This is a genomic window from Limnohabitans sp. 2KL-1, from assembly GCF_003063435.1.
In the GTDB taxonomy this organism is placed as follows: domain Bacteria; phylum Pseudomonadota; class Gammaproteobacteria; order Burkholderiales; family Burkholderiaceae_C; genus Limnohabitans_A.
On record NZ_NESL01000004.1, the window covers coordinates 219,266 to 244,349 of the forward strand.

Sequence of the window (25,084 nt, forward strand, 5' to 3'; positions counted from 1 at the left end):
TCAATTTTTATGGATCGTGGAGCAAGTTCAGAGTTCATCGCCGAGATCCTCAAGTCAAGCAACCAGCCTGTCTATTTGGTTGAGGCCTGGTTTGACGACGGCACCATCCGCATGACGGATGCCTGGATCAATGTGCTGTGGAGCACCAACACCTACACGGCCAACGGGTACTTCCTCGGGTTCTCCGGCCTGTCAGAGACCAGCGACATGAGCATTCCCAACGTCACGGTGCAAGTTTCGGCAGTAGACCAGACCTGGATCTCGATTGCGCTGTCCAAGCCCTATATCGACCGGCGAATTGCCATCTACAAGGGTTTTCTGGATTACCGCATGGCCATCATCAGCAACCCTTTGCTGGTGTTCGATGGTCGGATCGACAGCATGGAAATTTCGGACGACCCCAACAACGGCACCTGCACGATCGCAGTGACTGCCAGCTCCCAGTGGGTGGATTTCCAACGCACGCCGGGCAGACACACCAATGACCCGGAAGAGCAGATCTGGTTTCCGGGCGACCGGGGGTTTCAGTTTGTGACCAACATCAACCGGGAAATCAAGTGGGGATCCCTGTGAAGAGCGGACGATCTTTCTACACATATGCGCGTATTCCGATTGCGACGGCGACCCAAGAACTGCAAGTCCTGGCCGAACGTGAGTACGAAGAAGTCGGCCAAAAGGATCTCGAACGCCTGAACATCGACTGGGCTCGGTACGGCGAACTCGATGCCGCCGGGAAACTCGCCACCTTCATCGCCAAACGTGATGGCGTGATCGTGGGCTACGCCGCATTCATCGTGCAGACCCACATCCATTACCAGGACGCACTGGTCGCTGCCAACAGCGCTGTGTATGCCGTGCCCGAGGTAAGGGCCGGGCGTGTCGTTCTGAAGCTGCTGCGCTTTGCCGAGATGGGCCTCAAAGCCCAGGGCGTGCAAAAGATTTATTACCACGTCAAACAGACCAAAGACTTCGGTCGCCTGTTCGAACACCTGGGCTACCAGGACGTTGAACGCATGTACGCCAAGGTAGTTCGGGACAGGGAAGTCGGGTAATGGCAGGTATCGTCATTGGAGCCATCGTTGGATCGGTGGTGTCTGAGGCCGTTGGTGCGGTGGTGGCCGATGCCGTACTTGGCATGGTCATTGAGTCGGGCATTACGGCTGCAGCGGCTGACGTTCTTGGCGCATCGCTTGCCACTGCCAGCTTCATCGGCGGGGCGACCGGTTTGGTCGCCGGTGGTGTTGCCAACTTGGCGGTGCAGTCACTGATCGGCTCGAACTCGCCATCAAGCGCGCAGTCAGCGCTGTCTTCGGCCCAGGCGCAAGGCATCCTGATCAACTCTCAGAGCAATGTCGACCCCATTCCAGTGATTTACGGTCGCCGCCGGGTGGGTGGCACACGGGTGTTCATTGAAGTTTCCGGCAGCAGCAACGAATACCTGCATCTGGTGCTGGTGCTCTCAGAAGGCCCAGTGACCGCGATCGATAACGTTTATCTGGACGATGTGCTTTCTACGGACGCCAAGTTCACCGGGTTGCTTACTGTCACCAAGCATCTAGGTACACCCGGTGAAGCAGCCGATGCAGCACTAACCGCCGATGTACCCAAGTGGACCAGCGCCTGCAAACTTTCCAACTGCGCCTACCTGTACGTCAAGCTCAAATACGACCGCAACGCTTTCTCTGGCCTCCCCACAATCACCGCCGATGTGCGTGGCAGGACTTTGTACGACCCACGCGACGGCCAGACCCGGTACTCCAACAATCCGGCACTCGTCATCCGGGACTACCTGAGCAACGCCATTTACGGTCGCGGTATTGCGTCCAGCGCAATCGATGACACGAGCATTGCAGCGGCTGCGAACGCCTGCGATATTCGGATAACAGCTCCAAGTTTCTCTGACATCTTTACTGTCAGCACCACCACTGAAGCGCTGACTTTCGCCCAGCCGATACCTATCGACACAGGGGATGGCGTCAAGGTGAGCAGTACCGCCACCGTGCCCAGCCCGTTGGTGGTAGGGACAACTTATTACGCGATCAAGGCAACTGACACCAGCTACCAACTCGCCACCACGCTGGCCAATGCTTACGCAGGTGTGGCCATCGATCTGATTTCAGCAGGGTCTGGGCAGCACACGCTCGCCCAGGTGAACTACGCGGCTTACGCCTGCGACGGAACGATCGACACGAACCAGACCGCGTATGACAATGTGCGCGCTTTGCTCACCGCGTGCCGGGGCATGCTGGTTTTTAGCGGCGGCAAGTACCGGTTGGTGCTTGACGTTGCCACCACGGCCTCAAGCTTTGGGTTTACTGAGAGCAACATCACCGGCTCTTGGGTCATCAGCCAAGCCGGTAAACGCGCCAAGTACAACCGGGTCACCGCTGGTTTTTATAACCCAGCCAAGAAGTGGCAGCCCGATCTGGCCATGGTCGAGTCCACAGCTTTGCGTGCCACCGATAACGGTCTGATTTTGGAAGCCAAGATCGACCTGCCGTTCACAGCCAACAGCTACCGGGCGCAGAACATCGGTCAGTTGACGCTAAACCAGAGCCGCTACGGCTTGGTGGTGAAGTTCTCCGCTTTTCAGGAGGGCTTGCGCTGCGAGGTTGGGGACGTAGTGCCGATCACGCATTCAACGCCGGGCTGGAGCGCCAAGCTGTTTCGGATCATGCAGATCGAGATCAAGGACAACGACGAGGTCTATGTCGTAGCCCGTGAATACAGCGCCAGTGTTTACACACAAGCGATCTTGTCGCCTGCCGCCGTCATCGCTCAGTCCAATTTGCCTGACCCGTTCAGCGTGCCTGCCGTGTCGGGTCTCACGCTGGCCTCCGGAACGACCGAGTTGCTGCGTCTGTCCGATGGCTCTGTCATTTCGCGCATCCGCGTGGGCTGGACCGCACCTACCGAGGTCTACGCTCAGAAGGGGCAGGTCGAAGTTCAGACCCAAGCTACGACCGACCTGGGATGGTCGCCGGTGGACATTGTTGCTGCCGAATTGGGTGTGGCTTGGGTGTCGCCGGTGCAAGACGGAGCCAACTACAACGTGCGCATTCGGGCGATCAATTCGATCGGCGTGCGCGGAGCATGGAGCCAGGGAACCGTGCAGGTGGTGGGCAAAACAGCGCCTCCGTCAGACGTTCCTTGGCTGCGCCTGGACGGCGAGCGCTTGACTTGGGGGCCAGTCTCAGATATCGATCTTGCCGGTTACCGCGTGCGTTGGCAGCCGGGTGGCAGCCGTTCCTGGTCGGACGCGCTGGAATTGCACACCGGCCTGCTGGCTGTCTCCCCATGGGATTTGGTGACCATTCCTTATGGTGCAGGTCAGATCTTGATCAAAGCGTTCGATACCACCGGCAATGAGAGCCTGAACGTCACGGCCATTGCGTGCAACTTAGGTGATGCGCCGGTGGAGAACGTGTTTGCAAGCTACACGCTCAACACGACGCCGGTGCTGGCACCCGATTCATCGCGCATGTGGAGCAACGATTCTGCTCAACTCTGGACCAACACTACGGCGGTGTTTCTGGTACCTCAGTACCAGGCGATTTTCTGGACCGGCAGCGTCACATTTACCGAGAGCGGCAGTCTCACGATCGCGGCCACCGTCAGTGGGTATGCCTGGAAGATCACTTGGAAGAAGTCACCGGACGTGGCCTACGTGCCATTTCCGGGGCGGGCTTGGGCTGACGCAGGGACAACTTACCAGTTCCGTATCGACGTCGACCAGAGCAATCTGCAGGGCCTCATTGGCTCGGTGGTGGCGCAAATCGATGTCCCCGACAAAACGATTCGCCTGCCCGATGTGGTGATTACCTCGGGCGGTTCGCGCTTGTCGATTGGCACCGGCTGGCGAAACGTGGTGATCGTGAGTCTCACTTTGCATTCAGACGGTGGCTCTGCCACCACGGCCCGCGTGGTCGACAAATCAACCTCGGGTCCGCTGATCCAGTGTTTCAACGCCAGTGGCGCTGCAACCGCTGGTACGGTTGACGCCTACGTTCAAGGATATTGAGATGACTGCACAAACAACGCCCCCGTTCAAGCGGGGCGATACCTTCGCTTTGTCTGGCGTTTACCGCATCAATGGTGTGGCGAGCCAGTTGACCAACCAAACCATTCGATCCCAATTGCGCACCAGCGTTGGAGGCTTGGTTGCCAATCTGTCGGCGGCGATTGACCCCGACCAGACCTTGAACCCTGGCCGCTTTTACCTCTCGCTTGTTGATCCGGCGCAGTCGGCCACATTCCCAGCCCCCGCCAATCTGTACTGCGATGTGGAAGTGCATGGCGGCGGGACGGTGCGATCGACTGAAACATTCATCGTGCCGGTCGTGCCCGATGTGAGCCAGTAAATGGAGGCCGATCCATGACCACAACGATTGCAGCCACCACAGAAGTCAGCCTCACCCTGCAGCCGCAATGGGACAGCACCTCGGTCGAAGTCACGCTCACCGTTCCCGGACCTCAAGGTCCAAAGGGCGATCAGGGTGCGGTCGGCCCGCCCGGTCCCTTGCCTGATGTCAGCACCTTGGCCCTGGACGCGGGCTATTTCTAAATTCCAACGGAGAACCTTATGCCCAACCTCATTCAAATCAAACGATCCGCCACCACCGCTACGCCTCCAACGCTGGCAGTGGGTGAACTGGCCTGGTCCGAAGTCAGCAAGACGCTGTTCATTGGCGAGTCTGGCAGTGTTGTCACTGCCGCCGCTGGCTCGGGAGTCTTTGCCAAGAAGGCTGACAGCTTCGCAGTCAGTGGAGATGCGACCGGCACAGGTACTCTGTCGGGCGGCGTGGTGCTGGCACTGGCGGCCAGTGGTGTCACTGCTGGCAGTTACTCCAACGTCACGGTGGATGCCAAGGGACGCGTGACTGGCGGCTCAAATCCGGGTTACCTCACTGCCAACCAGAACATCACGGTGTCTGGTGATGCAACGGGTTCAGGCACAACAGCGATTGCACTGACTCTGGCCAGCAGCGGTGTTACGGCGGGGACTTACAACAACGGCGTCACGGCGCACACGCCATTCACTGTTGATTCAAAAGGCCGCATTACCGCCATCGGTACAGCCGTAACAGTGACGCCCGCCTGGGCCAGTGTCACCGGCAAGCCAACTACGCTGTCTGGCTACGGGATCACCGACGCACTGGCGCTCACCGGAGGCACGCTCACTGGCGCTTTGACTTTAGCGGCGGACCCTACCAACGCACTTCACGCAGCAACCAAGCAGTACGTGGACAACGCCATCACCGGGCTGGACTTCAAAGCGTCGGTTCGCGCGGCCACCACGGCCAACATCACGCTCTCAGGAACACAAACGATTGACGGTGTAGCGCTCATCGCAGGTGACAGGGTGCTGGTCAAAGACCAGACGACTGGAAGCCAGAACGGTTTGTATTTAGTGGCCGCAGGCGCATGGACGCGCACGGCAGACGCCGACAACTCTCCTGCAGGCGAGGTCTCCTCCGGGTTGTACACCTTTATAGAGGAAGGGACTACCTACGCTGATTCAGGTTGGGTGCTTGCCAGCAACAACCCGATCACGATCGGCACTACCGCCTTGACGTTTCAGCAATTCAACGGTCTGGGACAACTCACTGCGGGCACAGGCCTGACCAAGTCCGGCAATACGCTGTCAATGACCTCCTCGGGCGTCACGGCTGGCACCTATTCCAGCATGACGGTGGACGTCACCGGACGGGTCACTGGGGGCACCAACCCAGGCTACATCACAGCCAACCAAAACATCACGGTCTCAGGCGATGTCACTGGTTCGGGCACAACATCGATGGCGCTCACCCTAGCTGCCAGCGGCGTGACGGCGGGCACATACAACAATTCAGCCACGGCGCATACGCCATTCACCGTTGATGCCAAAGGCAGAGTCACAGCCATTGGTGCGGCTGTCACGGTCACGCCCGCATGGACCAGCGTCAGTGGCAAACCTACAACCCTGTCTGGCTTTGGCATCACGGACGCCTTGTCCACCAGCGCCACGATTGACGGAGGCTCGTTCTAACCATGCCCAACACCATCCTGCACAAGCGCAGCAGTACGGCAGCCGCTGTGCCCACCGCTGCGCAAGTCACGCTGGGTGAGTTGGTACTCAACGTGGCGGACGGAAAAATTTACCTTAAACGCGCAGACGGCGTGATCGTTACCTTTGAGCCGGGCTATGTGCCGGGCCAGGGGAACTCCGCGCCCATGTGGAAATAACCGGAGACATTCATGGCAGCTATTCCATCGAAGGCCAGTTTCACTGGCACTACCGTAACCCAAGGGCAGTTCAAGACTGCCCTTGATTCTTTAAACGACTACCTCACTGGTTTACTGGGAACCGACGGGACAGCCGCGACAGCACGAACGGCGCTGGGTGTGATCAACGCCACAGCGCCGACCTATGCGCAGGTGATTGCCGCACTCGGCTTCACGCCTCCGCAACCCGGTGGCACCGGCGCATCAGGGACCTGGCCTATCAGCGTAAGCGGCAATGCGGCCACCGCATCCAAACTCAATTCAACGGCGGGCGCTGGCACGTACAACTGGACGGGGCAGTCCGGTCAGCCGACCTGGGTTTGGGGTGGTAACGACGGAACCAATTTCTATGTCTACAACCCGTCTAACTTCTCGGTGAACTACGCGGGTAGCGCAGGCACTGTGCCATGGACAGGGGTAAGCGGACGTCCTACTGCAGTGGCGGCATTCCAGTACAGCGGAAACGTTGGCGATGGCGTTGGTGGCGCTTTAGCAGCCACTGCGTTGGTTCAGGTCGCGACTGACAACACAGTGCGCATTTATCGAAACACAAACTGCAATTGCAACTGCGATTGCTGCTGCTAAGGACCCATCCCATGAAAATCATTGCAGTGCGCAACGCACAAATTCATCCCCAGTTTCAACCAACCGTTCATCTTGGCTTCGACCCCGCCACCAGCGACCTGAGCGTTTCCTTGTATCTGCCTCCACCTGCGACCGATGAAGCGGCCAGTGGTGATGCAGGCTTGTCGTTGATCGAGTCCGTGGTCGTCAACGTTGGTGACCTGCGCAAGCGCTACGACTGGTGCGATCACCAGACGTACTTTGTGGCTGTTCATGCCGGGGCGTTTCTTCCTGTCTTTGCGCTGTACCCAGAGACACTCCCCAATCGCGAGACAGCGGTCGATTACGCCCAACGCCTCAAGAGAAATCTGTTGGTGGGCATCAACGTGCCATTCGCAGCGGCCAGTGACGATGAGTTGTTCATCACGGTGAACCTCAACGCGCAGGCGACGGATGCCAACATTCAGGTCGATGAGCACTGCGCGTTGGTCTGGAGCGATGCGGCCAGCAGCGGCGCTGTCCGCACCATGGCGTTTCCCTTCATTCATGTGCAAGCGCCTGCCAGTGTTGCAGCAGGCGGCAGTGCCTTGATCGAATTGCGCATCGAGGATGTAACTGGTCAACTGCTTGACCGGGAGGCTGTTGTCTACCTGGAAGCTGTGAGTGGGCTGGTGCCTTTTACACGTGTGCGTGCGTCTCATGGTTTGGCTTCGGTTCCCGTCTCGGCGGCAGGCATGTCTGCTGGAGATGAAATCCGGGTGAAGTTCGGCTGGAAGTATTTTCCAGGCGCAGAGGATGCGCGGATTGCGGTGGTGGCTGCATGATGCAACTGCTTTTCCCAACTCCGGTCTTTCGCACCCAACTTGGATTGACGGATGAGGAGCGCCAGGTCCTTAAGGACAAGACGCTCGCCGTCTATGGCGAACTCAACTCCAAGAGAAAACCTTGGAGCCGCTCGACCCGCGAGTCACTCGAATTCATGGACCCTGCATTTGCAGATCTGTTCGCACGAATCAAAGCCGTTACCAGCGAGGCTTTCGGTATTGGCATCGCATCTATCACTGGCAGGGAGTTGGTCCAGTTTAGAGGCGACTTTGTGCCGCCCCATGTGGAGTCGGCACACCTTTCTGCCATTTACTGGATCGATGGGGATGCCCACTCTGACCATAAGCGCGGCGAGCATGATGGCGCACTGGTTTTGCAAAGTCCGATCGGACCCTTTGGCAGCAAGGCGCTGCCTGGTGAAGAGCGCGTGACCATGGTCGATCCGCAGCCGGATTTGCTTCTGGTGTTTCCGAGCCACTTGCTGCATTTCGGGCATGTTTACCTGGGCGAGCGTCCCAGCGTCGAGATTCATCTCGAGATGGAGGTGCTCTGATGGCACAGTTTCGGATCAAACTTATCGCGCCGGACAACACAGAGCGCGAACTGCTGTACGACAACCAGACCAGTAGCCTGACCTGGGGAGCGGATGGGTTTGGCTCCCCGGTACTGGAAGTCAATCCCAATACGTTTCAGGACGCCACGGTCGTGAGTACCACTCAGCCAGGCCGAAAAGGCCTGATCAAGACCCTCAAAATCAGCCTCGGCTTGTCCTGCAACTACGAGTGCAACTACTGCAGCCAGCGCTTTGTGCCCCACGCTGAAAGCACCAACCCCGAGGATGTAGAGAATTTTCTGCAGCAGTTGATCGCCAGCCTGAGCCAGGCTCCCGAGCGCATTGAATTTTGGGGCGGTGAACCACTGGTGTACATCAAGACCTTGAAGCCTTTGGCTGAGCGCCTGCGAGTGCTGTACCCGGATGCTGAGTTCTTGATCATCACCAACGGCTCATTGCTCAGTCTTGAGACCAACGAGTGGCTGGACCGCATGGGCTTCGTCGTCGGGCTATCCCACGATGGGCCTGGACACCACGCACGCGGGGCAGACCCGCTGGATGATCCGCAGCAGCGCGCCGCCATCATGGATTTGTACGCGCGCCTCCAACCGCAGGGCCGCATCAGCATCAACGCGATGATTAGCAGCCAAAATTCGAGCAGGGCAGCAGTACAGATTTGGCTGCAAGAACGCTTTGATGCCGATGTTCAGATTGGTGAAGGTGCTTTTATTGACCCCTACGATGAAGGTGGGCTGGCTGCCACCTTCAAGACCACCGCTGAGCACGCACAGTTTCGCAGGCAAGGGTTTGGCGAGATTCGCACTGGCCTTGCCAGTCGCTTTGACCTCACCAACCAAAAGATCCAAGACTTCATCGATTCCATTCGCTACCAGCGCCCAGCCTCTGCGCTTGGGCAAAAGTGCGGCATGGACCGCAGCAACAACCTGGCTGTGGATCTCAAGGGCAATGTCGTGACCTGCCAGAACGTGAGCGCTGCTGCCTTTGCTCCAAATGGCCAGAGTCATTTGATTGGCCACCTTTCAGACCTGCCAGCCGTGCGCATGAAAAGCGCCACGCACTGGAGCCAGCGCCAAGGCTGCTCGTCTTGCCCAGTCCTGCAAATGTGCAAGGGCTCGTGCATGTTCTTGGAAGGGCCGCTTTGGGATGCTGGGTGCGCCGCCGCCTATTCGGACAACTTGGTGTTCTTTGCGGCGGCCATTGAGTTCCTCACGGGATGCATGCCGGTCTTTATCGACGGCGATTTACCGCCAGAGCGCAAGGACATCTTTGGCCTTGCAAAGAGCACCGTGGAGTCGCCGCCAGTAAGGCGCGTAATTCCAATCCTTGCAGCGCAGCAAACAGCTTAAGCCGCAAAAAAAACCCTTTTATCAATCGCCCGCCTGGTTCACTCCAGTGCGGGCTTTTTCTTTTTGGAGATGCCCATGACAGAAGAATCCACCAGCAACCACAGTGCTGACATCCTGAACCTGCGCCCGGAGGACCTTGATGAGTTGCTCACCCGCGCCGCCGAGCGAGGTGCCGAGCGCGCATTGGCCTGCCTTGGCCTTGAAAACGGCCACGCCGCCGCCGACATCCGCGACCTGCGGGGTCTCATCGATGCGTGGCGGGAAGCGCGCCGAACGGCCTGGCAAACCACGATCAAGGTGCTGACCACCGGCGTGTTGGCTGCACTGCTGGTCGGCATCGCCATCAAGTTACGGCTGATGGGAGGTCCCCAATGATCGAGACACTGTTGGGTGGCTTGCTGGGCGGCGCGTTTCGCCTGGCTCCCGAGGTCCTGAAATGGTTCGACCGCCAAGGCGAGCGTGAACATGAATTGGCTATGCAGGACAAGGCGTTGGAGTTTGAGAAACTGCGCGGTGCCCAGCGCATGTCCGAGATCGGCGCGGCCGCCGACGGCGCATGGAACACCGGCGCAATCGAAACCCTGCGAGATGCCGTGCGCACCCAGGGTGAAAAAATTGGGGTGGCCTGGGCCGATGCACTTTCCAGCACTGTTCGCCCAGTGATCACCTACTGGTTCATGGCGCTGTACTGTGCGGCAAAGACGGCGGCGTTCGTCGGTGCCATGTCGGGAGGCGCCGATTGGGGCGCGGCGATCCTGCACGCCTGGACCGAGGCCGATCAGGCGCTATGGGCCGGGGTGCTGAACTTCTGGTTCCTGGGGCGCGTGTTCGACCGGGTGCGGCCGTGATCGCAGTGCCGCAGGCGGCCATCGATCTCGCCAAGCGCTTCGAGGGGTTCCATCGGGTGCCGCGGGCCGATCCCGGCCGCGCGCATCCCTACGTCTGCCCGGCTGGCTACTGGACCATCGGCTACGGACACCTTTGCGATCCGAAGCATCCGCCGATCACGGAGACTGAAGCCGAGGTCTATCTGGCGCTAGACTTGCAAACGGCGCTCGCAGCGACCCTGCGTTATTGCCCAGTGCTGGCCACGGAATCTGAATCGCGGCTGGCTGCCATCGTGGATTTCACCTTCAACCTTGGCGCGGGTCGGCTGCAGACATCAACGCTGCGACGGCGGATAAACCAGCAGGATTGGTCGGGCGCTGTTCAGGAGTTGCGCCGGTGGGTCTATGGCAGCGGTAAGGTGCTTCCAGGACTCGTCGCCCGACGTGCCGCTGAAGCATCGCTCTTTCTGTGCGGTTCAATGCGTTGAGCTTCTTCAATGTGGTCGATCTTTGCTTCGAGGGCCGTGACCTGATCGCTCAGCCGCTGATTTTCTTTTTCAGACGCATCGCGCCTCAGGTTTCCATCGCTGATGGTCGTAAGCAGCTTCGCCTGCCAACTGTCGCCAGCGTCGATATTGTTTCTGTCTTGAAAATACGCGAGACCTGAGAAGATTAATGCGAACAAGGCTAGCACCGCCGAAACACCAACCATCAGACGGCGATGTTGATTTGGGTCCTTGTGGATTTATCAGCCTTCTCGTCACGCTCGTCCAGTCGCTCCAGTAGGACTGTTGCCGCCTCTGCTAGATCCTTGAGGGTCTTGGCCGAATCGGCTGTCATCTTTCCCGTCAGGCGAACCATCTCAAGCTCTTCCGCCCGCTCACGCGCCTGCCGAGCAAACTGCTCGTTCATCGCGTGGAAGTGATCCATGTTCGGTGCATGGATCTCGACATGCGCCGATCTTTTTGTCAGTCGTTCGAACTCAGTCAGGGTCGAGCCCAAGGCAGACGAACTCTTGCGAACCTGATCGAAAATACTGCCGGTAGAGGCCAGCATTTTCTCGCGCATCCGCCGCATATCATTTGCATGTTCTTCGAGTTCTTTCTTGAGCAACCTATCAACATAGGTAGGGTCTGCAAAACCTTGGTCGGTGTGCCAGCGGGACAGCGCCGCGAGCCGCTGGCGCAGTGTGTTCATGGCCAGGGTAGCCGCGTGGTCGGCCAAATAGCGGGAAACGGCGTCAGCCGTCGAGGGCAACAAGCCTTTCCACTCTATTTCAAAATGCCATATGGCCGAAGCGTAGCTTCGCCGCGTGTTGTCGCGTTCAGCAGCCTCGATGTATTGGGCGAGACGAGTCATGTCACTGTCGTCAGGCGCCCGCCGGTCCACATGCAAGCTCTACAGCTGACAGGCAAGAGTGCCGCAAGTTTGGTTGCGCCTGGCGCTGCAGGGCAAGCTCAGGCAAACTGCAGCTCGATCTTGCCGGCGCGGCGCCGCACCGGGCCGACCACGATCTTCACATCGTGACCCAGCCTGGCTACCAGCTCCAACAGCTTGGCTTCGCTGACCCCGCGGAATTTGCCGCGCGTGATGCGCGAGACCTTGGATTGATCGATTCCCAGCAGCGTCGCCGCATCTTCTTGCGTCAGGCGGCGCGCCTTGATCGCGCGGGCGATCTCGCCTGCAAGCTGGGATTTTCGCTGCATTTCCGCAGCGTCGGTATAACCCAGGTCGACATAGACATTGGTGCCGCCTTCTTCGATCATGATTTCGTTGTGACCATTCATTTGCGTGCTCCTTGCTGTGCTTGCCATGCTTCGAAATCCTGCTTCGCGGCTTTCAGGCGGATATTGATCAAGTCCATGTCCGGCTTCGGCGTGGCGATGCCGCTTTTGGACTTCTTCTGGAAGCAGTGCAGGACATAAACCCACCCGGCGAACTTGACGGTATAGACGGCCCGGAAGGTGTCGCCCTGATGGTCCTCGACCACCTCCAGCACGCCGGCCGAACCGAAACCCGTCATCACCTTGGCATCCTGGTGCTTGCCGCCAGCCTGGGCTAGGTCGATGGCATGGCCAAAAACGTCTTTGACGTCTTCTGGCATCGCATCCAGATCGCGCTTGGCGGAACTGACCCACTTGATGGGCTTGCGTGCTTGCTTCAGCATTGTTTCAATTATGCCCGTTTAGGCATATCGCCGTCAACTCGCAGAAGGCCAAACCTTGGGCAACATCGGATTTTCCACGCGGACGCGCCGGCATGCGCATGAAGGGCCGCCGGCGACCGGAAGCCAGATCGGTCGCCTCAAGACCTTGGCGAGGAGCTCGGAGAGGGACGACCATGCAAGCCATCCCGGCGCAGGGCACCACGGCAGCTAGCTACAGCGGCACGGTCATCGACCTCATGTGCTTGCTTCACGTTGAGCCGTTTCCGATGCCTCGCGCAGAATCTCCCGGCCGCCGTTCGCTGCGATCCCGGCCACAACGAGACCCAGCAAAAGGTCTGGCACGTTCGATCCCAGCCACATGACGAGCGCGCCGGAAAGCACAATGGCTCCATTGACGATGGAGTCATTGCTTGTGAAGATCGCCGACGCCTTGAAGTTCACATCCTCCCCGCGATGGCGGCGCAGTAGCCTCAGGCACACCAGGTTCAAAGCCGCGTTCACAGCGGCCATGGCCATCATGGCCGGACCGACAGGTTCCTCCCCTCCAGCGAAGCGGCGCAGGACCTCTACCAGCAACAGCACGGCAAGGCCGATGAGCAAGAAGCCCGACAAACGCGCCGCACGCACCTTGACCATTGCCGCCCGCCCGACGGCGTAAAGGCTAACCGCGTAGACCGAAGCATCGGCGAGGTTGTCCAGCCCGGCGCCCATCAGTGCGGTGGAGGCAGCCCACATGCCTAGGCCGATGCCGGCAGCGGACTGTCCCAGGTTGATCAGCAACACGGTTCGCAGGATCTTGCGGTCGGTCGCGTTGCTCGCGTCCAGCCCGCCGAGCTCGTCGTCTTCCTCGGTGTCAGCCATATGTGTATTCCTTTTACGTTCCGTCATCCTCAGGCCTATAGGGACTGGAGAGTCAAGTGCTATGGAGCGGAGATGCTGCGGCGCAATTCGGGACGTGGGGTTAGCGACGGCACGACCGCCGAAGAGCGTGCTGCCAGGGGTACGGCTGTCAGAGCCTCCCGCAGCTCTGACCGGCTCAGTATCTCCGAGAGAATTCGCGGGGCAGCGTTTGAGCTGTAGAGCACGTACAGCGGTACGCCGTTGCGACCCAGCGCAGCCAGTGCGGCGGTAATGGCGGGATCGCGCAGCGTCCAGTCCGCGCGCAGCAGCGTGATGTCCCTGGCGGCGAGATCGGCGAGCACCTCAGGGCTCTGCAGCACCGTCTTCTTGTTGTACTGGCAGGTGACGCACCATGCCGCGGTGAAATCCACAAACACAGGACGTCCGCTGGCCAGCAGTTGCTCCACCCGGCCCGGCTCCCAGGCCTGCCAGACCCCGTCGCTCACCGCTACAACCCGCTGTAGTGGTGCTGCAGCGATCTGACCACCGAGAAGCCAAGCGAATCCAGCCGCCCAAGCGACCGCAATCACGCCGACGATTACTCGCGCGCGCCCCGCCAAACCCATGCTCCAGGCCAGCATGCTAATGGCGATCAAGACCACCAGCAGAGCGCTCGCCGCATCAATGCCACTTTGCTGCCCCAGCACCCACAACAGCCACACCACTGCGGCGAACATCGGGTAGGCCATCAATTTGCGGAAAGTCACCATCCACTCGCCAGACCGAGGCAGCAAGCGTGCAACTGCCGGAACCCAGCTGGCAACCAGATACGGCAGGGCCATGCCGAGGCCCAGCGTCGCAAAGATCAGCAGTGCCTGGACGGCCGGCAGGCCGATGGCGAATCCCAAGGCAGCGCCCATGAACGGCGCGGTGCAGGGGGACGCGACAACGACGGCCAGCACGCCGGACAGGAAGGAGTTAAGGACAGGATGGCTACTCTGGAGAGATGCCAGGCGAGAGGGAATGAACTGGCGGAACTCGAACGCGCCGGCCAGGTTCAGGCCGATCAGGGTGAACAACACGGCAAGTGCAGCGACCACACCGGGCATCTGCAACTGAAACCCCCAACCGAGCTGCTGCCCCGCACTGCGTAGCGCAATGACAAGCAGGCCAAGGGCCGCAAACGAGGCAATGACTCCCACGGAATACGCGGCCCCGTCGAGGCGCCGGGCGCGCTGATCGGCTGCATGCTGGGTGAAGCCGACTACTTTGATCGCGAGCACTGGGAAGACGCAAGGCATCAGGTTCAGGATCAGTCCGCCAAGCAACGCGCCCAGCAAGGCAGCCGTGAACGTCAGCCCGGCTCCCGATGCGGCCGCGGCCGTGTTGTTGCGAAGCGCTTCTTGCAAAGCTGGCGACACGGCCACTGGTGCGGCGGTCGCGGGCCACGTGCCTTGCACCCGCGCGTCGATGCTCCAGCCCTCGTTTCCCTGTGTCAATATGATCGGCATCACGTCGGGACTCTGGCTGCGCTGAGGCGAGAGCGGGACCTGCGCGGTCCAGACCTGGCCGTCCCATGCTTGGCTCCATTTCGCGGAAGTCTCGATAACCTCCGTCGTTTCTGGAAAAAACTCCAACGGCTTGCCGCGAAGGCCCGCAGGTAGCCCATTGATCCGAAGCCGCAAAGCATTCCCATCGATCGTGGCGGTTGCCTGACCCGTCAGCGGCTTGGGCTGTGCCGCAAAGCTCGCCTGGAAAACGGAACCGTGCAAGGCCGTCGCGCTCCTGACAGGAATCGAGAGCGAGAATTCGCCCTCCTCGGGTATGCATTGCTCGCGGCACACCAGCCACTGCGCCTTGAGCTTGACCTCCAGCGCGCCACCCAAGAGCGAAGGCTTGAACTCCGGCGTGATGATCAGGGGTACTGGCAGCAGCACCGTGTTCTCGTAGCCGTAGTTGATCAGCGTGCCGATCGAATATTTGCCGGGCGTTGGCCATACGATCTCGCCCGCCATCACTCCGGCGGGCAGCTTCCATTCGAGCTTGGTTGGGAGCCCGGAATCGCCGGAATTTTTCCAATACGAGTGCCACTTTGGCTGATGCGCAAGCTGCAGGCCGACCCAGACTGGCTTGCCCGGCTCCAAGCCCTCGGGCGCATGGGTCAGCAGTTCGGCGCGGGTGCGCTCGGTCACGACCACGCTTTTGCCGCCGGGCTGAGCCGATGCGACCCCTCCCCCAAGCAGGATCAGCAGCATGAATAGGCGAGCAATGAGAGATACAGATTGCATAAAAATGGATAGAAGTACAGCTTTGCGACGCGGCAAACCCGTCGCCGTCGGGCGAACTATAGGCGTATTCGGGGCAAGGCTGGTTAGCAGCCTTGGCTCGCCAGGGGACTCTTTTCGCTGCGCTTGACTCTACTGTGGCTAGAGGGTTTTCAATCTGACCAAATCATTGTCAGAACTGGAAAATGAAACCCAAAAACACTAAGGCGCTCATCCGATACGGCAGCTACCCGCTGATCCTTGGCGCAACCGCCATAGTGCTTTTCGGCGGGCTTGCTGCCGGCTGGCCGTATTTCCCCACAGTGCCACTCATAGTTGCCGCCGCCCTTGCTTCAGTCGGCTTGCTGGAGAGGCGACTGCCTTTTCACACGGCCTGGCAACAGGACCACCGCGACAGCGTTTGCGATGCAATCCACGCGGTGGTGAACCTCGCGGTGCTTCTCACTGTCCATGGGATCGTGGCTGCCTTGGCGCCTCTATGGTCGGCCGGGGTACGGTGGCCGGACCAGTGGCCGCTTTGGGCGCAGGCTCTTGCCGTCGGTGTGGTGCTGGATTTCAGCCTCTACAGCATCCATTGGGTAAGTCACCGTGTGGACTGGCTCTGGCGATTCCATGCGATCCACCACAGCTCGGAACGCCTGTATGGGCAAACGGGGAACGCCGGCACCCTCTGCAGGCCGGGATGATGGCCGCACCTGGCCTGGTTGCAGTGGTACTGATGGGGGCACCGGCACTTGCCGTCGGAGCGTGGCTCGGCCTGCTCGCCGTCCACCTCGCATTCCAGCACTCCAACCTGGATTACCGGGTTGGGCCGCTGCGATTCCTGATCGGGGCCGCTGAGGTCCACCGGTGGCACCACAAGCGCGAGTACGAGGACGCGCAAGTCAACTACGGGGAGTTCTGGATGCTCTGGGACCACCTCTTCGGTACCTTCCGTCTTCCAAATCGCCAACTGGGCGCCACCGAAGTGGGTTTGAAGGAGACAGACTTTCCAATGGACTATGGTTCGCAGCTGGTCTATCCCTTCAGTCGTCGGCCAGCGACGGCCAGCACTTCCTCAGGTGACTATGCGCTCGCCCGCGCCGCTTTCTTGCGCGAGACCGGCATGGCAGTTTCCAGCGAGGCCGCTGGGGACTTGGGTGCCGCGTGGCGCGCCCATGAGCTTGGACACATCGTGTGCCAGCCCTACCTTGGCTTGCACTTGCTTAGCCACACGGCGATGCTCGGCTTGGCGTGGAGGAGTCGCGATTATTCGGAAGTGCTGGCCCAGGTGCTTCGTCTCGCGCTGGCCCCAGTAGGTCACGCCCTTGGGCGCACTCCGCCCCAGAACGTCGGCACGGGGCGCTTTAGGGTGATGGAGCGCGGCACATGGCCGTCGGAACTGGACCCGCTCACTTTCCAGCGCCGATAACCCCAGCCGAACGCCGCGGACCCCGGCAGGCAAGAAGTGGGGTTTGGCCTCTACGCTTCCAGAGGGACGACCTCTCCGCATCGCGTTTCGGACGGACCTGCACCCCGAGCATCTGCGAAATGAGGACTTGTCGCAGGTGGGGAGACCCACATGTATATCGCCATCAAAATTATCGGACTCGCAGGAGACGCCATAGACGACTATTCGCGAGACGCCCTGCCAGCCACGGTCAGCACCGCCGCGACCAGCACCCAGAACGGCCATAACCCCAAGCGCGACAGCCACCACGCATACGCAGTGATCAGCTTGCTCCCCTGCACCTGCGCGACAAGAGCTCCTCTGGTATGTCGAGGTAACAAATCGGTAACGCGGCCAAAACGGTCGATCACGGCTGTGGCGCCCGTGTTCGTCGCACGCAGCATCGGCCTTTCGAACTCACGCGCTCGCATACGGCTGATTTGAAGGTGCTGATCGATGGCAACAGTATTGCCAAACCAAGCAATGTTGCTCACGTTAACTAGAACGGTCGGCGCATAAGCCTTGTCACGGAAACGGGCAGCCAGTTCCTCCCCAAACAGATCTTCATAACAAATATTGGGGGCAAAGCGGTTGCCACTCCATTGAAAGGAGGACTGCCCCACCGCTCCGGACTCGAAATCCCCCAATGGAATTTTTATCATTCGAGTGAACCACCTAAACAAGGGAGGGACGAACTCGCCAAAAGGCACGAGATGATGCTTGTCGTAGCGGTATTCGTCTGCGCCGGGCCCTAGTCCAACGACTGAATTTGTATATCCTTCCACTATTCGACCCATCGGGATGCCGATGAGCGCCGCCCGCTGCCCCGTAGCGAAGTGTGATCGCAGCTTTTCCAGATACCCGGCCGGCAGTTGGTCGGGCAATAGCGGAATCGCAGTTTCGGGAGCCACTACCAACGCGGTGCTTGCTGCCATCAGTTGTGTGGCGTACCACTCTAGTGCATCGCGCACGCCCGTTGCCGACTCGAACTTCTGCTCCTGCGCAATGTTTGCCTGTAACAACGTCACAGACACGGCCGGAGCCCGCTCGAGGTCTTGCGCTTCATGCGAACGCCCAAGGGCAACGACGACGAGAACGACGACTAACAGAGGTTGCCAAGCACCGCAAATTTGGGCTGGGCGTACCAGCACGGCGGCAAGCAGCGCGGAAACAAAGGCCGCCGCCGCACCTATACCGTACACTCCAACCCAAGGCGCGAGTGCCGAAAAAGGGCCATCGATGTGGGCGTAACCCCCAACTCCCCACGGGAAACCAGTGAGTAGCGTGGCGCGGAGCAAATCTGCAGCCAGCCACACTGCGGCGAACAAGCAAGACCGGAACGCTGGCCCGCGTGGGCGAAGCCGACAGAACACGGCGCCTGCCAGTGCATAGTAAACGGCCAAAAAGCCTGAAAGACCCAGCACACTCAGTCCAGCCATGGCGGAAGAGAGCCCTCCGTACACGTGCAGCGAGATGTAGAGCCACCAGACAGACCCGCCGATTGAGCATGTTGCGAACAGCGAACCAAGCCAGGCGGCAGCGGTTGCAGACCGACATCTGTCCAGCAGAATTACCAGGAGCGTCAGTGCCATCAACTGCAACCACCAAACAGGTTGTCCTCCCAAGGGCGAAGCAATGGCCCACGCGTGCATGAAGCCAGCAACGAAAGCCAACGCCGGGGCCGAAACGGCGCGCAGCGTAGCCAGCGACTTCACGCGAATTACCGCACTATCAATCGAAAATCTCTCCAAGCCAGGACTTCCGGCGGCGTTGGTGATCTCGGGACTCGAAATCGGAGTGCCGAGGCCGGGAATCCTGCATGGACTGGACCGGTCTAGCGGAAAGCTCGATCAGCTTGTCGAGCTCACCGCGGTCCAGCCAGACACCCCGGCATTGCGGACAGTAATCGATCTCCACGCCCTGCCTCTCGGACATGGTCAGGACGGAGTCAGGACACGTTGGACACTTCATCTGGGACCTCTTGTCGGTACAAAAATTTGATTAATTTGGCCGTGCACCTTTTTAACTGGCACAGACAATTTTTATTGTGACCTCTCTACCGGGTAGAGAGTCAAGCTACAGCAGCCCGAGGAAGCTGGCGCCGCCGTTTTTCGACGGCCATCAGAACGCTGAGACAACGCGTCTCACACGCCGCTTGTATAAGAGATTGTGGCCAAATCCACTTCAGCCCATGCTCGTGACAGACCACGAATAACGGAGAGCTAGAACCCGAATTTTTTCCCTGCTCCGCTAAGATCGAAGCATGACAGAAGAACAGAGCCGCATTTCCGCCGAGCTGGGTGTTGACTCGCATTTCGATGCATCGGCGGAGATCGCCAAGCGCATGCGATTTCTCGCGGAGTACGCGCGAACCGCCAATGCAGGATCACTGGTGCTCGGAATCAGCGGTGGAGTGGATTCGTCCGTTGCCGGTCGCCTATGCCAAGTCACCGTGGAGCACCTGCGCTCCTCGGGGATGCAAATCCGGTTCATCGCGATGCGGCTTCCCTATGGGGTGCAGGCTGACCAGGCGGACGCGCAACGGGCACTCACCTTCATCGATCCTGACGAGACTCTGGTCACGGACATCAAGCCCGCGGCCGACGCCATGCTCGAACAGTTGAAAGCCAGCGGGCTCACGTTCAACGATCAGTGGCAGGAAGACTTCGTACTTGGCAACATCAAGGCGCGGCAACGCATGATTGCGCAGTACGCAGTTGCAGGCGCAACAGGTGGGCTGGTGGTCGGAACGGACCACGCCGCCGAGGCGGTCATGGGCTTTTTCACCAAGTTCGGCGATGGCGGTTTCGATTTGAGTCCGCTGGGCGGCCTCACCAAGCGGCGCGTCCGCGCCTTAGCTGTCGCCCTCGGAGGTGACGAGGGTTTGGCGCAGAAGGTGCCGACCGCAGATCTGGAATCCATGCGCCCCCTGCGCCCAGATAAGGAGGCACTCGGCGTCAGCTACGACGTGATCGACGATTTCCTCGAAGGCCAGGAGGTGGACTCGGCAAGCGCGGAGGTCATTGTGCAGACCTTTCGCCGCACTGCCCACAAGAGGACGCTACCTGCTGTCCCGGCCCCCTGGCGGCCCACTTGAGCTTCAGGCAGGCTCAGCCAAGCTGCTGAGAATTCCGCACTCACCCGCAGTGCGACCGGAATCGCAGGAGCTTCGCAACTCCATCAAATCGCGTTCCAATTCGCGCAACTCCTTGATCTTGGCCCGCACCTGAACGATATGAGAGTCCACCAAGGTGTTCACCTCACCGCAGTCCAGATCCGGTCGATCCCGGAAGCTCAACAGTTGCCGGATCTCATCCAGTGTCATGTCCTTGGCCCGGCACCGCCGGATGAACAGCAAGCGCTGCAGATGCACGTCGTCGTACAGCCTGAAGTTGCCCTCGCTGCGGGCAGGCTCGGGAAGCAATCCCTCGGACTCATAGAAACGCACCGTCTGCACGAGGCAGTCTGCCTTTTTAGCCAATTTACCGATCTGCAGCATGCTCAATCTCCAAAGACTTGACTCTATACCAACTAGAGGTAAGTTAATCAATGCATACAGGCAATACATTTACGATCAAACAGAAAAGACTTATGAGAAAAAAATTTTCGTCGTTGGACTGCTTGCAATATTGATCGATACCACCATAAGCAACTATTGCGTGCGCAGTTCCCAGTGCCCTCAACTGGCGACTGCGGCCAGTTGATCACGACACACAGATTATGAAACGCTACATACCCCTAATTACTTTCTTGGTGTTAATAGGCTTTTTAGGGATCGGCCTCACCCTGAATCCGCGCGAAGTCCCATCGCCGTTGATCGACAAACCAGCACCAGCTTTTCGCCTTACAACGCTACATGCGCCCGGCACTTTCGTCTCCGCCCAGGATCTGCGCGGTAAGGTTTGGGTGCTTAATGTCTGGGCCTCATGGTGCATAGCCTGTCAGTCGGAGCACCCGGTGGTGATGGACTTAGCCCGTATGGGTATCGTGCCAATCTACGGGCTGAATTACAAGGACAAAAACGACAGCGCGGCGCGCTGGCTAGTGAAGTATGGCGATCCGTACACACAGTCGCTGGTGGACGCAGACGGGCTGGTCGGCATCGACTTTGGGGTTTACGGCGTGCCAGAAACCTTCGTCATTGACCGGGATGGCGTGATCCGCCACAAGCACATCGGACAACTGACACCAGAGGTAGTTCGCGACACTATCGTCCCACTAGTAAACAAGCTGAGTGCGTAAGGACCAAGTGATAACAGCCAAGCGCTCGGCAGCCTCTTGGCAATTGCTTACAAGCAGCTCTTGCGGTTCATTTATCTTTCCCGCAACTAGAACACCATGGAAGTGCCAAATTTATTACGGCTCCTACAGCGCGCATGATCACCAAACACTTGACACTACACCAACTAGAGATTCTTCAATCATGGCGCAAGCGAAGAACTCCTTTCCAATCGAGAGCCACCTATGAACAAAGACCCTTCCAATTCATGCGGCTGCTCCGGCGGCAATAACCAACCGGCCAGCTGCGCCCAGGAGAAGACCAGTACAGCGACCACCGTCTTCCACGTGAGCAACATGGACTGCCGCAACGAGGAAGCGCTGGTGCGGCGCACGTTGGAGGCAATGCCCGGGGTCGACCGGCTGGAGTTCGACCTTCCGCAGCGCAAGCTGACCGTCTCGCACCGCATGGTCTCGGCCGATACCCTGGAGCGGGCGCTGAATTTGGTCGGCATGAAGACACAGACCGTCCTTGATACTGCGGTGCTCACGACCTACCGCATCGAGAATATGGATTGCCCGAGCGAGGAGAAACTCATTCGCACGCACCTTGGGACGGTCGAGGGGGTCCAGGAGCTGGACTTCGACCTGCGCGAGCGCACGCTGTCGGTAAAGCATCTGACGCAGGCACGCGCGCAGATGGAAGAGGTCCTGGCTTCGATCGGCATGCGAGCCAAGGAGCAGACCGCCGCCGGCACCGGGCTTGCCGCAGCAGCGCCCGCCGTCAAACCGCCGATCCCGCAGTTACAGCCGTCGGTAACGGCACCGGCCACCCCAGCCGGCGAGCGCGTGACCTATCGCATCGAGAACATGGATTGCCCGACGGAAGAAGCACTGATCCGCGATCGACTGGGCAAGGAGCCGGGCGTGATAACGATGGACTTCAACCTGATGCAACGGGTACTGGGTGTCCAGCACACGCTGCCGTCCACGGCTCCTATCGAGAAGGCGCTTGCTTCCATTGGAATGCGGGCCGAGCGGCAGGACGCACAGGCAGTTGCCACAGTGCTTCGCATTGCGAAGATGGACTGCCCGACTGAGGAAGGCCTGATCCGGGGCAAGCTGCAGGGCATGCCGGGCGTACTGGGCCTGGACTTCAACCTTATGCAGCGCACGCTCACCGTCCGGCACGCGCCGGACGCGATCAAACCGGCAGTTGAAGCCATCGAATCACTGGGCATGGAAACCGAAGTGCAAAAAACGGATGCGCCGCGCGATCTCCAGGCCCCAGCGCAAAAGACCAACTGGTGGCCGATGGCGGTCTCCGGCATCACGGCTGTGCTTGCCGAGGGCGTGTACTGGGCCAACGACGGACTTCACTGGGCGGTGGTCGCACTGGCCCTGGTCTCCATCTTCACCGGCGGACTCAGCACCTACAAAAAAGGCTGGATCGCACTGAAGAACCGCAACCTGAACATGAATGCCCTGATGTCCATCGCGGTCACGGGAGCGATGGCAATCGGCCACTGGCCCGAAGCTGCCATGGTTATGTTCCTCTTCGCCCTGGCCGAGGTGATCGAGGCCAAGTCTCTGGACCGGGCCCGCAATGCCATTCGCGGTTTGATGGATCTGGCGCCGGAGACCGCGACCGTGCGACAGGCCGACGGCTCATGGAAAGAAATCCCTGCCAAAGAGGCCGCCAAGGGGGCGGTGGTCCGAGTGCGGCCCGGGGAGCGGATTGCGCTGGACGGCTTGATCACCATGGGACGCTCGGCCATCAATCAGGCGCCCATCACCGGCGAAAGCCTGCCGGTCGAGAAGACCGAAGGCGACCAGGTGTTCGCAGGCACCATCAACGAGACCGGCTCCTTCGAGTACCGAGTGACCGCGGGCGCCAATGACTCGACGCTGGCACGCATCATCCATGCCGTCGAGTCGGCCCAAGGTAGCCGCGCGCCAACCCAGCGCTTCGTCGACCAGTTCGCCCGGGTCTATACGCCAGCCGTGTTTGCGGTGGCCATGCTCGTTGCTGTTGTTCCGCCGCTCGCTTTCGGTGGCGCCTGGTTTGACTGGATTTACAAGGCGCTGGTACTGCTGGTGGTAGCCTGCCCGTGCGCGCTGGTCATCTCTACGCCAGTCACCATTGTCAGCGGCTTGGCAGCTGCGGCCAGGCGCGGCATTCTGATCAAGGGCGGAGTCTACCTGGAGGGCGGGCGCAAGCTCAAGGTGCTTGCCCTGGACAAAACCGGCACGCTCACCCACGGCAAGCCCGAGCAGACTGACTTTGTTCCCTTGCTAGGTGATGCGCAGAAAGTTGCCGTCTGGGCAGCGAGTCTGGCGGCGCGCTCGGACCATCCAGTATCCCAAGCGATTGCCCGGAAGGCGATGCGTGACGGCGTCTCGCTGCGCGAAGTAGACGACTTCGCGGCGTTGCCCGGACGCGGCGTGCGCGGCCGCATTGCCGGCCGAATGCTACAGATGGGCAATCACCGGCTCGCAAAGGAGCTCGGCCTCAGTGAAGCCGCTCTTCAGTCGCAATTGGAGACGCTAGAGCGCCAGGGCAAGACAGCGATCCTGCTGATGGATGAGGCCACCGTGCTGGGCATCTTCGCCGTGGCCGATACCGTGAAGGAAACCAGTCGCGAAGCCGTGGCCGACCTGCAGGCACTGGGCGTGCGCACGCTGATGCTGACCGGAGACAACCAGCACACGGCCGCCGCCATCGCTGCCCAGGTCGGGATCTCCGAAGCCCGTGGCGACCAGTTGCCCGAGGACAAGCTCAAAACCGTAGAAGGCCTTATCGGCGGTGAAGGGCAAGTCGGAATGGTCGGCGACGGCATCAACGACTCGCCCGCGCTCGCGCGTGCCGACATTGGTTTTGCCATGGGCGCGGCCGGCACCGACACCGCTATCGAAACGGCCGACGTTGCCCTGATGGACGACGATTTGCGCAAGATTCCCACCTTCATCCGGCTGTCGCGCACCACCGCGTCTATCCTGACGCAAAACATTGTTCTGGCCCTGGGCATCAAGGTGGTGTTCGTCGCTCTGACGTTCACTGGGCAGGCCACGATGTGGATGGCCGTGTTCGCCGACATGGGGGCCAGCTTGCTGGTCGTCTTCAATGGTCTGCGACTGTTAAAACTCAAGACCATCTGAAAACCAAATGCAGGCGCCCGGCACCGCAACGCAGTGGATGAAACACTGGCTTTATGACTGGAGTGGGGCCAATGTCGATCTCTTCCTGGGCATTCAGCGCACCTTGCCCGACGGCTGGATCTGGCTGCCCGAGTTCCTGAGTGCAGTTGGCAGTTACTGGGGAGCACCAGCCGTCGTGGTCCTGTTCCTGGTTTGGGGGCACATATCAGTTAGGCGCGCGGCTATTCCTTCAAGGGTGGCCCTGTGGAGGTTCACGCTCGGGTTACCGCTTTCGTTTGCCGCTGCAGCGCTCACCAAGACGTGGTTCGCCCTGCCGCGCCCGTTCGTCCTGCTTGGCGACTCTATGTACCGCGCCGCGTCCGCACCCGACAGCCGCTACACCATGCCAAGCGGCCATGCGGTTTACATGGGCGTCCTGACGGCGTCGCTCTGGCCCGTGTTGGGCCGAACCGGCAGGATTGGGGTGCTTCTGTTCGCCGTGGCGGTCGGTTGGTCGCGCATCGTGCTAGGCGCGCACTTTCCAGTCGATGTCATTGCCGGCTTTGCGCTCGGCTGGGCCTGCGTTGCCGTGGTCGGTCCATGGGCA

At 60.0% G+C, this 25,084-nt stretch carries 27 protein-coding genes and 2 pseudogenes; 21 read left to right on the forward strand and 8 right to left on the reverse strand.

What is annotated here, in order from left to right:
• The first annotated feature begins 9 nt into the window (after positions 1-9).
• The 15 genes from B9Z47_RS11580 (at position 10) to B9Z47_RS11645 (ending at position 11,067) form a co-directional block, all read left to right on the forward strand.
• On the forward strand, positions 10-573 hold the full coding sequence (locus B9Z47_RS11580) for a hypothetical protein (RefSeq protein WP_108331394.1): 564 nt from the start codon (positions 10-12) through the stop codon (positions 571-573).
• Positions 558-1,052 (forward strand): GNAT family N-acetyltransferase, encoded by a 495-nt coding sequence (locus B9Z47_RS11585; RefSeq protein ID WP_108331395.1) that lies wholly within the window; start codon positions 558-560, stop codon positions 1,050-1,052. The genes B9Z47_RS11580 and B9Z47_RS11585 overlap by 16 nt, the downstream gene beginning before the upstream one ends.
• The gene (locus B9Z47_RS11590) at positions 1,052-4,021 is read left to right on the forward strand and encodes a phage tail protein (protein ID WP_108331396.1); all 2,970 of its coding nucleotides are present in this window, start codon (positions 1,052-1,054) and stop codon (positions 4,019-4,021) included. The genes B9Z47_RS11585 and B9Z47_RS11590 overlap by 1 nt, the downstream gene beginning before the upstream one ends.
• 1 nt (position 4,022) lies before the next feature.
• Positions 4,023-4,361, forward strand: coding sequence for a hypothetical protein (locus B9Z47_RS11595; RefSeq protein ID WP_108331397.1), 339 nt, complete (start codon positions 4,023-4,025; stop codon positions 4,359-4,361).
• Positions 4,362-4,375: 14 nt separating this feature from the next.
• A complete protein-coding gene (locus tag B9Z47_RS11600) occupies positions 4,376-4,564 on the forward strand; it encodes a hypothetical protein (protein ID WP_108331398.1) in 189 nt (62 codons plus the stop codon).
• Positions 4,565-4,582: 18 nt separating this feature from the next.
• Positions 4,583-6,028 (forward strand): hypothetical protein, encoded by a 1,446-nt coding sequence (locus tag B9Z47_RS11605; protein WP_108331399.1) that lies wholly within the window; start codon positions 4,583-4,585, stop codon positions 6,026-6,028.
• Positions 6,029-6,030: 2 nt separating this feature from the next.
• On the forward strand, positions 6,031-6,225 hold the full coding sequence (locus B9Z47_RS11610; protein ID WP_108331400.1) for a hypothetical protein: 195 nt from the start codon (positions 6,031-6,033) through the stop codon (positions 6,223-6,225).
• Positions 6,226-6,237: 12 nt separating this feature from the next.
• Complete coding sequence (locus B9Z47_RS18390; protein WP_146185788.1) at positions 6,238-6,849, forward strand: hypothetical protein; 612 nt, start codon at positions 6,238-6,240, stop codon at positions 6,847-6,849.
• Between the two features lie 11 nt (positions 6,850-6,860).
• A complete protein-coding gene (locus B9Z47_RS11615) occupies positions 6,861-7,652 on the forward strand; it encodes a hypothetical protein (protein WP_108331401.1) in 792 nt (263 codons plus the stop codon).
• Positions 7,649-8,206: a hypothetical protein gene (locus B9Z47_RS11620; RefSeq protein ID WP_108331402.1), complete on the forward strand. Its 558-nt coding sequence runs from the start codon at positions 7,649-7,651 to the stop codon at positions 8,204-8,206. The genes B9Z47_RS11615 and B9Z47_RS11620 overlap by 4 nt, the downstream gene beginning before the upstream one ends.
• A complete protein-coding gene (locus B9Z47_RS11625) occupies positions 8,206-9,573 on the forward strand; it encodes an SPASM domain-containing protein (protein ID WP_108331403.1) in 1,368 nt (455 codons plus the stop codon). The genes B9Z47_RS11620 and B9Z47_RS11625 overlap by 1 nt, the downstream gene beginning before the upstream one ends.
• A 75-nt stretch (positions 9,574-9,648) precedes the next feature.
• Complete coding sequence (locus tag B9Z47_RS11630; RefSeq protein WP_108331464.1) at positions 9,649-9,948, forward strand: DUF6127 family protein; 300 nt, start codon at positions 9,649-9,651, stop codon at positions 9,946-9,948.
• On the forward strand, positions 9,945-10,421 hold the full coding sequence (locus B9Z47_RS11635; protein WP_108331404.1) for a hypothetical protein: 477 nt from the start codon (positions 9,945-9,947) through the stop codon (positions 10,419-10,421). The genes B9Z47_RS11630 and B9Z47_RS11635 overlap by 4 nt, the downstream gene beginning before the upstream one ends.
• Positions 10,418-10,888, forward strand: coding sequence for a lysozyme (locus tag B9Z47_RS11640; RefSeq protein ID WP_108331405.1), 471 nt, complete (start codon positions 10,418-10,420; stop codon positions 10,886-10,888). The genes B9Z47_RS11635 and B9Z47_RS11640 overlap by 4 nt, the downstream gene beginning before the upstream one ends.
• Positions 10,885-11,067 carry a hypothetical protein gene (locus tag B9Z47_RS11645; RefSeq protein WP_108331406.1) on the forward strand — a complete coding sequence of 61 codons (183 nt, stop codon included), beginning with the start codon at positions 10,885-10,887 and terminating at the stop codon, positions 11,065-11,067. The genes B9Z47_RS11640 and B9Z47_RS11645 overlap by 4 nt, the downstream gene beginning before the upstream one ends.
• Before the next feature lie 44 nt (positions 11,068-11,111).
• Here the strand turns inward: B9Z47_RS11645 and B9Z47_RS18945 are convergent, their stop codons facing one another.
• The 5 genes from B9Z47_RS18945 to B9Z47_RS11670 form a co-directional block, all read right to left on the reverse strand.
• Positions 11,112-11,759 (reverse strand): hypothetical protein, encoded by a 648-nt coding sequence (locus tag B9Z47_RS18945; RefSeq protein WP_233253777.1) that lies wholly within the window; start codon positions 11,757-11,759, stop codon positions 11,112-11,114.
• Positions 11,760-11,857: 98 nt separating this feature from the next.
• Positions 11,858-12,187, reverse strand: a complete 330-nt coding sequence (locus tag B9Z47_RS11655) for a helix-turn-helix domain-containing protein (RefSeq protein WP_108331407.1) — start codon at positions 12,185-12,187, stop codon at positions 11,858-11,860.
• Positions 12,184-12,567 (reverse strand): type II toxin-antitoxin system RelE/ParE family toxin, encoded by a 384-nt coding sequence (locus tag B9Z47_RS11660; RefSeq protein ID WP_108331408.1) that lies wholly within the window; start codon positions 12,565-12,567, stop codon positions 12,184-12,186. The genes B9Z47_RS11655 and B9Z47_RS11660 overlap by 4 nt, the downstream gene beginning before the upstream one ends.
• 234 nt (positions 12,568-12,801) lie before the next feature.
• Positions 12,802-13,428, reverse strand: a complete 627-nt coding sequence (locus B9Z47_RS11665; protein ID WP_108331465.1) for a cation transporter — start codon at positions 13,426-13,428, stop codon at positions 12,802-12,804.
• Between the two features lie 59 nt (positions 13,429-13,487).
• Positions 13,488-15,662, reverse strand: a complete 2,175-nt coding sequence (locus tag B9Z47_RS11670; RefSeq protein WP_233253778.1) for a protein-disulfide reductase DsbD — start codon at positions 15,660-15,662, stop codon at positions 13,488-13,490.
• A 215-nt stretch (positions 15,663-15,877) separates the two neighbouring features.
• Between B9Z47_RS11670 and B9Z47_RS18950 the strand changes: the two are divergent.
• Both B9Z47_RS18950 and B9Z47_RS18955 read left to right on the forward strand, forming a co-directional pair.
• Positions 15,878-16,563: pseudogene (locus B9Z47_RS18950) on the forward strand (sterol desaturase family protein); the annotation flags it as partial.
• Between the two features lie 234 nt (positions 16,564-16,797).
• Positions 16,798-17,103, forward strand: a complete 306-nt coding sequence (locus B9Z47_RS18955) for a DUF3703 domain-containing protein (RefSeq protein WP_233253782.1) — start codon at positions 16,798-16,800, stop codon at positions 17,101-17,103.
• A gap of 200 nt (positions 17,104-17,303) precedes the next feature.
• On the opposite strand, the gene lnt is transcribed toward B9Z47_RS18955, so the two are convergent.
• The gene (gene lnt, locus B9Z47_RS11680) at positions 17,304-18,836 is read right to left on the reverse strand and encodes an apolipoprotein N-acyltransferase (protein WP_369912162.1); all 1,533 of its coding nucleotides are present in this window, start codon (positions 18,834-18,836) and stop codon (positions 17,304-17,306) included.
• Positions 18,837-18,852: 16 nt separating this feature from the next.
• Positions 18,853-19,092, reverse strand: coding sequence for a zf-TFIIB domain-containing protein (locus B9Z47_RS11685; RefSeq protein WP_108331411.1), 240 nt, complete (start codon positions 19,090-19,092; stop codon positions 18,853-18,855).
• Between the two features lie 292 nt (positions 19,093-19,384).
• On the opposite strand from B9Z47_RS11685, the gene nadE reads away from it, so the two are divergent.
• Entirely contained in the window at positions 19,385-20,218 is an 834-nt protein-coding gene (gene nadE, locus B9Z47_RS11690) for an ammonia-dependent NAD(+) synthetase (protein ID WP_108331412.1), read from the forward strand.
• A gap of 3 nt (positions 20,219-20,221) precedes the next feature.
• Here the strand turns inward: nadE and cadR are convergent, their stop codons facing one another.
• Positions 20,222-20,620: a Cd(II)/Pb(II)-responsive transcriptional regulator gene (gene cadR / locus B9Z47_RS11695; RefSeq protein ID WP_108331413.1), complete on the reverse strand. Its 399-nt coding sequence runs from the start codon at positions 20,618-20,620 to the stop codon at positions 20,222-20,224.
• A 221-nt stretch (positions 20,621-20,841) separates the two neighbouring features.
• Here cadR and B9Z47_RS11705 point away from each other — a divergent pair, with 221 nt between their 5' ends.
• The 3 genes and pseudogenes from B9Z47_RS11705 to B9Z47_RS18960 form a co-directional block, all read left to right on the forward strand.
• Positions 20,842-21,363: a DsbE family thiol:disulfide interchange protein gene (locus B9Z47_RS11705; RefSeq protein WP_108331415.1), complete on the forward strand. Its 522-nt coding sequence runs from the start codon at positions 20,842-20,844 to the stop codon at positions 21,361-21,363.
• A gap of 222 nt (positions 21,364-21,585) precedes the next feature.
• Positions 21,586-24,498: a heavy metal translocating P-type ATPase gene (locus tag B9Z47_RS11710; RefSeq protein ID WP_108331416.1), complete on the forward strand. Its 2,913-nt coding sequence runs from the start codon at positions 21,586-21,588 to the stop codon at positions 24,496-24,498.
• 37 nt (positions 24,499-24,535) lie between these two features.
• Positions 24,536-25,027 (forward strand): annotated as a pseudogene (locus B9Z47_RS18960) (phosphatase PAP2 family protein); the annotation flags it as partial.
• Positions 25,028-25,084 lie beyond the last annotated feature (57 nt).